Origin of the sequence: Clostridioides sp. ZZV14-6345 (assembly GCF_020657775.1) — a bacterium.
GTDB classification, from domain to species: Bacteria; Bacillota; Clostridia; order Peptostreptococcales; family Peptostreptococcaceae; genus Clostridioides; species Clostridioides difficile_D.
The window spans coordinates 20,374-31,180 of the sequence record NZ_JAGWCX010000048.1 but is presented as its reverse complement, the minus strand read 5'-3'; the positions used below and the strand labels follow the sequence as shown (position 1 = coordinate 31,180).

The 10,807-nt window shown below is 26.8% G+C and carries 10 protein-coding genes and 1 rRNA gene; all 11 read right to left on the bottom strand.

Translation table 11 applies throughout. From position 1 onward, the window contains the following. Positions 1-328: 328 nt before the first annotated feature. The 11 genes from KGF39_RS13245 to gyrA all read right to left on the bottom strand — a co-directional run bounded on the left by KGF39_RS13245 (position 329) and on the right by gyrA (position 10,804). Positions 329-994 (bottom strand): ABC transporter ATP-binding protein, encoded by a 666-nt coding sequence (locus KGF39_RS13245; RefSeq protein WP_227822654.1) that lies wholly within the window; start codon positions 992-994, stop codon positions 329-331. 12 nt (positions 995-1,006) lie between these two features. Then, positions 1,007-3,454 carry an FtsX-like permease family protein gene (locus tag KGF39_RS13240; RefSeq protein WP_227822653.1) on the bottom strand — a complete coding sequence of 816 codons (2,448 nt, stop codon included), beginning with the start codon at positions 3,452-3,454 and terminating at the stop codon, positions 1,007-1,009. 236 nt (positions 3,455-3,690) lie between these two features. After that, positions 3,691-4,404 (bottom strand): LytR/AlgR family response regulator transcription factor, encoded by a 714-nt coding sequence (locus KGF39_RS13235; protein WP_227822652.1) that lies wholly within the window; start codon positions 4,402-4,404, stop codon positions 3,691-3,693. Continuing rightward, positions 4,382-5,800 carry a sensor histidine kinase gene (locus KGF39_RS13230; RefSeq protein ID WP_227822651.1) on the bottom strand — a complete coding sequence of 473 codons (1,419 nt, stop codon included), beginning with the start codon at positions 5,798-5,800 and terminating at the stop codon, positions 4,382-4,384. The genes KGF39_RS13235 and KGF39_RS13230 overlap by 23 nt, the downstream gene beginning before the upstream one ends. A 155-nt stretch (positions 5,801-5,955) precedes the next feature. After that, positions 5,956-6,074: ribosomal RNA gene (gene rrf / locus KGF39_RS13225) — 5S ribosomal RNA — on the bottom strand. Positions 6,075-6,239: 165 nt separating this feature from the next. Then, positions 6,240-7,013, bottom strand: coding sequence for a SigB/SigF/SigG family RNA polymerase sigma factor (locus KGF39_RS13220; protein WP_054272126.1), 774 nt, complete (start codon positions 7,011-7,013; stop codon positions 6,240-6,242). Next, positions 7,013-7,420 (bottom strand): ATP-binding protein, encoded by a 408-nt coding sequence (locus tag KGF39_RS13215; protein WP_285891581.1) that lies wholly within the window; start codon positions 7,418-7,420, stop codon positions 7,013-7,015. The genes KGF39_RS13220 and KGF39_RS13215 overlap by 1 nt, the downstream gene beginning before the upstream one ends. 3 nt (positions 7,421-7,423) lie before the next feature. Further along, the gene (locus KGF39_RS13210) at positions 7,424-7,741 is read right to left on the bottom strand and encodes an STAS domain-containing protein (RefSeq protein ID WP_054272125.1); all 318 of its coding nucleotides are present in this window, start codon (positions 7,739-7,741) and stop codon (positions 7,424-7,426) included. 11 nt (positions 7,742-7,752) lie between these two features. Further along, positions 7,753-8,013, bottom strand: coding sequence for a hypothetical protein (locus KGF39_RS13205; protein WP_054272124.1), 261 nt, complete (start codon positions 8,011-8,013; stop codon positions 7,753-7,755). After that, positions 8,013-8,309, bottom strand: a complete 297-nt coding sequence (locus KGF39_RS13200) for a YtxH domain-containing protein (protein WP_054272123.1) — start codon at positions 8,307-8,309, stop codon at positions 8,013-8,015. Before KGF39_RS13200 ends, KGF39_RS13205 begins: the two co-directional genes overlap by 1 nt. 68 nt (positions 8,310-8,377) lie before the next feature. Then, positions 8,378-10,804, bottom strand: a complete 2,427-nt coding sequence (gene gyrA / locus KGF39_RS13195; RefSeq protein ID WP_227822650.1) for a DNA gyrase subunit A — start codon at positions 10,802-10,804, stop codon at positions 8,378-8,380. Positions 10,805-10,807 lie beyond the last annotated feature (3 nt).

Sequence of the window (10,807 nt, the reverse complement as noted above, 5' to 3'; positions counted from 1 at the left end):
CCTACTGTTTAATTTTCAAAGTTCATTTTTCATTTTTCGTGCTTGCCCTTTTCTTAAGGACAAGTAATATTGTATCATCTAAAAAACATATCGTCAATAGTTTTTCTTAATTTTTTAGCATTTTTTATTTTTTCTTTATCATTTAAAATTATACACAATCATTTTCTAAGATATGCATATTATCTACAGTCTTTATTTAGCTTATATAGCTATTTACCATTCTACTATCAACAGCTTTACGATTAAGTTTGTAAAATTTATAATATTAAACTTTTATATAAAAAATAAAACTGTAATAATATTACAGTTTTATTTTTTATATATTAAATTAATCCATTATTGTTCCATCTTGTATTTTTATACAAATATCAGCTTCTCTAGCTATTATGTCATTATGAGTTATCATTATAAGTGTCTGATTATAATCATTCACACATTCTCTTAATATACTCATAACTTCTTCTGTTGACTTTGTATCTAAATTTCCTGTAGGCTCATCTGCAAATATAATTTTAGGTTTATTTATAAGCGCTCTAGCAATAGCCACTCTTTGTTGTTGACCTCCAGATAATTCATTGGGAAATTTTTTTATTTTATCCTTTATTTGTAGTCTCTCTAGTAATTTTTCTAGATATTTTTTATCTATTTTTCTATTTTCTAATAATGAAGGCATTATTATATTCTCATATACATTAACAACTGGTATTAAATTAAAATTTTGAAACACAAATCCAAAGTTATTTATCCTTATATCAGCTAGCTTTCCATCTGTCATATTGCTTATTTCTTCGTTGTTATAATAAACTTTTCCATCAGTTGGTTTATCAAGACCTGCCATACAATTTAATAATGTACTTTTTCCAGAGCCACTAGCACCTACTACAGCAATGAATTTATTTTCTTCTATATTTAAATTTATATTCTTTAAAACATGTAACTCATTTTCATTTTTACCATAAACTTTGTTTAAGTTTTCTACTTTTAATATCGTCATACTAATTCCTCCTTATTTATCCATATTAATTCCATCTGATATGCTCATTTTTTCTAGTTTTTGCTTAGACAAGTATACTGATATAATACAAACTACTATCACTAAAAAAGTAAATGTTACTATTTCATTAAAAGGCACTTTAAATTTGTCTAGATTCTTAACCCCAAATCCAGCTTCCATAATCTTATTAACCATAGATACATCTTTGTATCCTTTATATGTAGCATGAGAAGCCCCTATTATACAGCTAAGAAATGCATAAATTAGTGATTCCTTAATAAGCATACTTTTTATCTTTTTCATACTCATACCAATACTTCTCAAAGTAGATAGCTCCCTAGTTCTAATTAGTATTCCTGTTTTTATAGTGTAGTAAATATTTAATGAAGCTACTACACACATAAGTAATAATGAAAATAGACTTTGCATTTTAGCAATTCTTTGTAATTTTTCTTGCTCTAATTTGTATTTCCCCCTGCTTTCTAGATTATTGTAATCTTTCTTTCCAATAATTTTTTCTATTTTATGTTCTACTTCCTTTTCTTTTCCACTAGAAGCTTTCACTCCTATTACATTAACATCATTTATATTAGTCAATTTAGACAATTCTTCTATTGGCATTATTACTGTTAGCATTCTTACATTGAAATTATTTAAAATCCATTTTCTATCTAAGAAACCAGCGATTCTAACTTTTTCAACTTTATAGCTTAACTTTTCATCATTTACTGATGGTATTTTTATTTCAATCAAATCTCCAATTTTCAAATTCTTATCTATTGGTTCATTGGTTCCATCAGTATGATTATTAACCAAAACATTTATATATTCACTATTATTCTCATCACTTTTTTCCTCTATGTATTTATCTAATTTTTTCAAATCTTTCTCTGTATAACCCCTAACTTCTAAATATGATTCATCCTTATTCATAGACCCAGATAACACTAATTTTCCATCTACATAGTCTACATCGTCTATGTTTTTAATTTTTTCTATATCACTTTTACTATACATTCCTAGAGCATTTTCCACATTAAAATAATCTTTATTTAGTTTTATATCATACTCACCAATATTTTGACTTGGCATATGCATTACATCCATATCACTTTTATTGTAATTTGATAATGTAGTTATATACATAGATCCAACTAATCCCATAGATAATATACAAAGAATTGTTCTTGCCCTAAATCTAAATACATTTTTATATGCCATATCTCCAGTTATATCAAATACTTTTCTTATCCATTTATAATAAAATCTATTTCTAAATTTTCTATTACTAAAGTCATTATTTTTCATACCTTCTACAGGAGATACCTTGAATGCCTTATATAGAGTAACTATATTTGAAATAAACACAGTAATTATTGCTATTAATATTGGTATCAATATTGCTTCTTTGGTTATATAAAGACTTGGATTTTGAGGATACATTTTAGATATATAATAATATACATAAGCTCCTCCAATAAAAAAACCAGATAATACACCAATGATTACCAGCATTAAGCTCTGTATAAAAATCATAGAACATACTTGATGCCTTTTTACACCTATAGCTCTCAACATACCTATTGATTTTTTCATATCAAATAAAGTCATCATAAAAATATTACATATTAAAAGTGCTGATACACCTATAGGAAATATCATTTTTCTTATTTCATAGCTTATTGCCACTTCATCAACACCAATAGAATTTAATCCTACAATTAAACCTACATTTATAGTAAAGTTATCCTCTGTAAGACCGTATTTATTCAGCCTTTTATACAGATTCTCATTTGTACTCTTTTCATTTTCTACATTTAAAAGGCCATCATTAGTAATAAGGTTTTCTGGTATTAAATTTGTATATCCACCTGTAAAAGCTCTAAGTGCATATTCATACTCCTGATAATATTCTTTATGTCTACTGACTATTCCAACCAATTTAAATTTATGATTTTTATTGTATATATCTTGCTTTCCATCAGTATTTTTATATTTTTTAACTATGTTAAAGTCTATTTCCTTACCTAATTTATTTTCTAAATTCATTTCCTCTATAGCTCTATTATCTAAAACTATCTCATTTTCATTTTTTGGTGCTCTCCCTTTGATAAGTTCATATTTGCTTTCTTCTAAATAATATGAACTATATGTATTAAGAATACTCTTAACACCATTTTTATAAACAATACTACCTAAATTGATTATATTATATGTATCATCACTAGTATTGTCATTCAATATTTTTTGTAGTGCTTGATTATCAATTTTATCGTACTCATAGTCATAAGTTCCATATATTTTATGCAATTTTTCAGTTCCTAATTTTATATCTGTTTGTTTTTGAACAATAATAGAAAATGATATCAATGTAGCCAATCCTATTGCTATTATTATAGAGAAACTTCTCCCTTTTTGCTTTTTCAGATAAGAAAAAGCTAACGTAAAAATACCTTTCATAATTACCTCCTTTTTGACTAATATATAGTTATTTAGTGCTAATTAGTTTACTTGAACTAATATATCTACCTAATACTAACAACTTATTTTACCTTTTAATAAACAAAGATATAATTTTTATGTAAAAAAATAGATGCTATCCTCCTTTTGACTAAAGGATAGCATCTATTTTTTTTATGTACAATGCACTATGCACAACTGTACATTTTAATGTTACAACTGTCATGTTTTAGTTTTTATAATACTGATGAAAGGCTTTCAAGGTATACCTCTTTAAACTCTTTAAATCTATATCTACTTATAGGAACTTCTTCTTTATTCTCCATAATAGCTACATATTGTTTTACATTTCCTACATAGTCCAAATTGACCAGATAACTTTTGTGACATCTATGGAAATTTTTTTGGTTTATTTTGCTCTGTATACTATCCATAGTCATATTAATAGAGTACTCGGATATTTTTGTATGTATAGTTATTTCTCTTTTTAAAACTTCGATATAATAAATATCTGCTGTGTTTATCTTAAATATTTCGGTTTTAGAACTCAAAATTAACTCTTTACCCTTGTTTCTCTCTATTTCATTAAAACAAGAGATCAAATGCCTCTCTAGGTCACCTAATTTTATAGGCTTTAGCAAATACCTATAAGCCCTTACTTCATATCCTTCTTGTACATAGTCTATTAAAGATGTTGTGAATATAATTTCTACATTTTTATCATACATACTTCTTATTTTTCTAGCCAAAGTCATTCCATCAATCTTTTCTAATTGTATATCTAATAAAAATATATCTACATTCTTTGGATAATCTTTTATTAAACTTTCTCCATTTTTGTAAATCAAAAGATCATATTCTTCATTTCTACCTTCAAAAATTTTTTCGATATACCCTTTTATCAACTTTTGTTGGCTTAATTCATCTTCACATAATACTATTTTTTTCATAGTTCAAATTCACTTCACTTTCTATTGGAATATAAATATCTAGTTCAAATTCATTACCAAAATCCTTGAATCTAAACTCTCCATTGTACTTATTCAATGAATGTTCAACGCTTTTTAAACCTATTCCATGAAGATATTTATCTTTTTTACTACTTATAATATTATTATCATCTGTTTTTATATCATTTATTTTTGAGTTCACACTCTTTAATACAAAATAATTTTTAACTATAGTTCCTCTTATATATATTTTTCTTTCATTATCTTTTATCTTTAAACATGCTTCCATTGCATTATCTAATATATTAGAAAAAATACTACACACATCAATCATTTGCATGAAGTTACATTTTTCAAAATTTATATCTGCAAAAAAATCTATATTATTATCTATACAAATATCATTTTTTTCTTTAAGTATAATATCTAATATATCATTCTTAGTGTTATATATATACTCTATCTTCTCTATTTCTTCTTGAAGTTCCATGCTATATATCCTAGCATTTTCGTTTGCATCAATATTATTGATGCAGACCAAATGATTTTTTAAATCGTGATAAAGTTGTTTGGTTCTATCTTGATTTTCTTTTATTCTTTCATAGTAATTGTATTGAACTTTTATTTTTTCTTCTATCACTACTTTTTCCTTTTCTAAAATTATAGATTCTTTTATCTTCTTAATTGTAAATATTAAAAGTATAACAACCACAACCAATGATGGAATTATATTTTGATATAAAAAACCATCTATCATACTCCATATTTCTTTATATGCTAAATTTTTAAATTTAACTTTATATACCCAAATACACTTATCTATAAAATTGTATATATACAAAAATGTTACTAAAAATATAACAGTTAATATACTTATTATGTATTTTTTCTCTTTAAAACTGTTGCTATATTTTTTTAATATTAAATTTAATACAAATAAAATTATAAAAACTAGTACTTTATGTAAAATTGCAACTAATACACGTGGATAGTTAGCACCACCAATACCAATAAATATACAAAAAAATGTAATTCCCCAATAAATTATATTGCTAGTAATAAAAAATACATTTTTACAAACTATAAAAAACATAAATGCTTGCCACAACTTCATTTCATAATTTCTTTTACAAAAATACATAATTATACAAGTAAATACAATTTGTAATAAATTCAATTCCATCGGCCACAAACCTAATATAACTATTCCATTCAAATCAAAATAATCATTCAGATAAACTAAAACCACAACTAATATTGTAAGTTTCCAAAGAGAGCTTTTTACTTCTTTATCTTCTCTTTTTTTATTTTTGTAAATATCAAGTAAATTTTTAAATACTAAAATTTCAAATACACTTAATAATGTACGTGAGATTTCCAATACAAATGATTCCATAAATTCCTCCCTTACAATTCTACCATAGAAAAAATATTTTTGTCTCATTTATCAATCTTAAACTATTGTTTATCTCTTATCAACAGTCTGTATTTTTCTATAAAATGCAAAAAAGCACAAAACTACATAAAATAGTTCTGTGCATAAAAAAGATTATGTGGCTATGTCTTACTCTCACAGCCAGTCGCCTACCAAGTACCATCATCGCTAAAGAGCTTAACTTCTGTGTTCATAATGGGAACAGGTTTATCTTTTATTTGCTATTGTAACCACATAATCTCTTATGCTTAATATTGCTCCCCATCACATCCCAGCATTATCAAAGCGGATTTACCTACTGTTTAATTTTCAATGTTCGTACTTATTTCTTGTTCCTTTTTTCAAGGGCAAGTAACACCGTACTATCTTTAAAACAATAGTTCAATAATTTTTTTATTTTTTATAAATTTTTTTCATATTCTTTTTTTAGCTTTTCTACTACTTTTTTTTCCAATCGAGAAACAGTCATTTGAGATATATCTAGTTCTTTAGCTATACTAGATTGCGTTTTATCAAAGAAAAATCTATCTTTAAAAATTTTTACTTCTAACTCGTTTAAAGTTTCAATGAATTTATTAATAAAATCTTCATATTCTATACTTCCAAAATTGCCTTCTTCTTTTCCAATCTTATCAATAAGAGTTATATCTTTATCCTCTGAATCATCATTACTTGATGAATCTAAAGACATTGGTTGATATCCATAAGAAGCTTCCATAGCTTCTAGAACATCTTCTTCACTAACCCCTATGTAATTAGCTATATCTTTTACCCTTGGATGCTTTTTATTTTCTTGCTCTAGTTTAATCTTCGCATCACTTATTTTTTTACTTAGTTCCTGTATTCTTCTTGGTACTCTAAGTGTCCATACTTTATCTCTAAAATACTTTTTTATTTCTCCTACTATAGTTGGTGTCGCAAAACTGGAGAACTCAAATCCTTTTTCAATATCATATCTATCAATAGCATAAATTAATGCCAATGAAGCAACTTGATATATATCTTCAAAATCAACACCTTTATTTATATACTTCTTAGCTAACAATCTTGCTAAATACAGATGTCTTTCAATAAGAATATTCCTAATATCTACATTTTTATTTTTATTATATAAATTAAATAGCTCTTTTGTATCCATATTTAGGTAATGTGTAGCATTAGCTACATTTTTCATTAAATATCAACTCCTAAATATTTAGTCATTTTTATTTTTGTTCCTTGATTATGTTCTGATTCAATATCTACATCATCCATTAAAGTTTTAATTATAAATAATCCAAGACCACTCTCTTTTGGATTCTCTAAATCTGGTGTACTTATTGAGCTAACATCATATCCTTCTCCATTATCTTGAATTTCTATATTAATTGCATTATCTAAAATAGTAAACACTATATTAAACACATCATCTTTACTATGCTTTATTGCATTTGTACATGCTTCTGATACTGCTACCTTTATATCTTCTATATCATCTATCGGAAAACCCATCTTATTAGCAATTCCAGATGCTGTTAATCTTATTATACTAACATAATCTGGGTTTGTAGTAATTTCCATCTTTATAGTCTCACAAGCCAAAGTTTATCCCTCCACTTTAAATATTTTATCTAGACCTGTTATAGTAAAAATCTTTCTGACATTACTCTTAGGATTTACTATGTATATCTCTTTTTCATTTATTTTTAATTTTTTTAATACACCTATCATAGCTCCTAAACCTGTTGAATCTATATAATCTAAATCTTTAAGATTAATTTTTACATCTAACATATTCTTTTCTATCAAACTATGCAAGTGTTCCTTCAGTTTATCTGCTGTAGAAACATCAAGTTCTCCATCAAGACAAACATTCCAAAATTTATTTTGAGAATCTAAATTTGAATCTATATTCATAGACATGTAAAAACCTCCTATTTCCTCTTAATAATTTTAAATATATTTCCTATACTCAATATTTTATTAATTACATAAACTATATCATCTATTCCCTTTGATATTGATGATGCATTTTCAACAATATCTTGTATATGTCTTTCATTATAATCTACAATCTTATATGCCTTTTCAACAACCTTATTTAGACTATTTAGAGTTTTAGCTAAATAAATTGCTACTATAAGAGCAGAGCTTCCCACTAGCACTGCTCCAATCTGCCACCCCCATGCATTCATTAGTTAACATCTCCCTCATCATCAAAGCTTTTACTTATTACTATATCCTCTTCTGAAATCTTTATATCCTCTTCATTATTATCATCATCTACTAAATTTATTATTCTCTCTTTCACATCATTAAATGTTTCATGTAGAACTTCTTTTGGATTTTCTTTTACATCATTAAACTTCTCCTTTGTTTCTTTTCTCAGTTCAGAACCTTTTTTTGGTGCAAAAAACATACCAAATATAAACCCTAAAATAGCTCCTAATAATAAAAATCCACCTTTTTTACAATTTCTTTTATTACACATAACAACTACTCCTTTCAATTTTAAATTTTTATCTAATTACATTATACAAAAAGAATAGGATATTTATCCTATTCTTCTTCAATATTTATTTTAGCAATCGAAACTACATTAACTTCATCATTAGTCTTCATTAATTTGACACCACTTGTAACTCTTCCAAATAGTGATATCTCATTTACTTTTATTCTAATAAGAACTCCATCAGAATTTATAATCATTATCTCATCATCTTCATTAACCATATCTGCACCTACAATTGTACCAGTTTTTTCAGAAATATTATAAGTTTTAATTCCTTTACCAGCTCTTATTTGACTTCTATACTCCTCTATATTTGTTCTCTTTCCAAAACCATTTTTACTTACAACTAACACATCTGTACCTTTACTACAAAGGTTCATAGATACAACAAAATCTTCTTTGCTTAAAGTTATACCTTTTACACCCATTGCTGTTCTACCCATATATCTTATATCATTTTCATCAAATCTTATAGACATACCTTCTTTAGTTACTAAAAGTACTTCCTGTTTTCCATCTGTAAGTTCTACTCCAATAAGCTCATCATCATCTCTTAAGCCTATAGCAATAAGACCAGATTTGTTTATATTCTTAAACTCTTCTCTCTTAGTCTTTTTAACAATACCTTTTTTCGTTGTAAGTAATAAATATTCATTTTCATCATTACCATCAATAGGTATTAAAGTAGCAATTTTTTCATCTGCTGACAGTTGAAGTAAATTCACTATAGCAGTACCTTTAGCTTGTCTCTTACCTTCAGGTATCTCATAGGCATTTAGTTTAAATACTCTACCTTTATTTGTAAAGAACAATAGTCTACTATGAGTAGTTGTAGTTATTAAATGTCTTACAAAATCTTCTTCCCTAGTTGTAAGTGCTGAAATACCTCTTCCACCTCTTTTTTGACTCTTATAAGTATCAGATGGAAGCCTTTTTATATATCCAAAGTGAGTAAGAGTTATTGCTATTTCTTCATCACTTATAAGATCTCTCATATCTATTTCGCCTTCAGCATGTCTTATCTCTGTTCTTCTTTCATCAGAATAATTTTCTTTTATTATTGTAATTTCATCTTTTATTACATTTAAAAGCAATTTTTCATCAGCTAGAATTTCTTTTAATCTATTTATTTTTTTGATTAAATCTTCATACTCAGCATCTATCTTATCTCTTTCTAGACCTGTAAGTCGTTGAAGCCTCATATCCAATATCGCTTGAGCTTGAATTTCAGTTAAATTGAATTTTTCTATCAACCCAATTTTAGCTTCTTGACCTGTTTTTGAAGCTCTTATCAAGCTTATAACGGCATCTATATTATCTAAAGCAATTTTTAATCCTTCTAAAATATGTGCTCTTGCTTCAGCTTTATTTAACTCAAACTTAGTTCTTCTTGTAACAACATCTTCTTGATGTTTAATATAATGGTATAATATTTGTTTAAGATTTAAAACTCTTGGCTGACCATCTACAAGAGCAAGCATTATTATACTAAAAGTATCTTCCATTTGAGAATGTTTATACAAATTATTTAACACTATATTAGCATTAGCATCTCTCTTTAATTCTATAACAATTCTCATACCATTTCTATTACTTTCATCTCTTAAGTCTGATATACCTTCTATTCTCTTTTCTTTAACTAACTCAGCTATTCTTTCAACTAGTTTGGCTTTGTTTACTTGATAAGGTATCTCTGTAACTATTATCTGTTGTTTTCCTTTTGGTAGTTCTTCTATAAAAGCTCTAGACCTAACTTTAACTTTTCCTCTTCCAGTTCTGTATGCTTCTGCTATATTCTCTTTTCCCATTATGATTGCAGCTGTAGGGAAATCTGGACCTTGAACAAATTTTATTAAATCATCTACACTACATTCTGGGTTATCAATCAAATATACAGTTGCATCAATTACCTCAGCCAAATTATGTGGAGGTATTGAAGTCGCCATACCAACAGCTATACCATTAGAACCATTTACTAATAAATTAGGATATCTTGCTGGCAATACAGAAGGCTCTTTTAATGATTCATCAAAGTTTGGTTTAAAATCTACAGTTTCCTTTTCAATATCTCTCAATAACTCTAATGATAATTTACTCATCTTCGCTTCTGTATAACGCATCGCTGCTGGTGAATCTCCATCAACAGAACCAAAGTTACCATGACCATCTACTAAAAGTGCTCTAGTTGAAAAGTCTTGAGCCATCCTTACCATCGCATAATAAACAGCAGTATCTCCATGAGGATGGTACTTACCTAAAACGTCCCCAACAATACGAGCTGACTTTCTGTATGGTTTATCTGGCGTTAAATTTAATTCACTCATTGAGTATAGTATTCTTCTATGAACTGGCTTTAAACCATCTCTAACATCAGGAAGAGCACGTCCAGCTATGACACTCATCGAATAATCAATATACGATTTTTTCATTTCTTCCACTATTTCAATAGGGAGTATTTTGTTATTTTCTTCCATGTA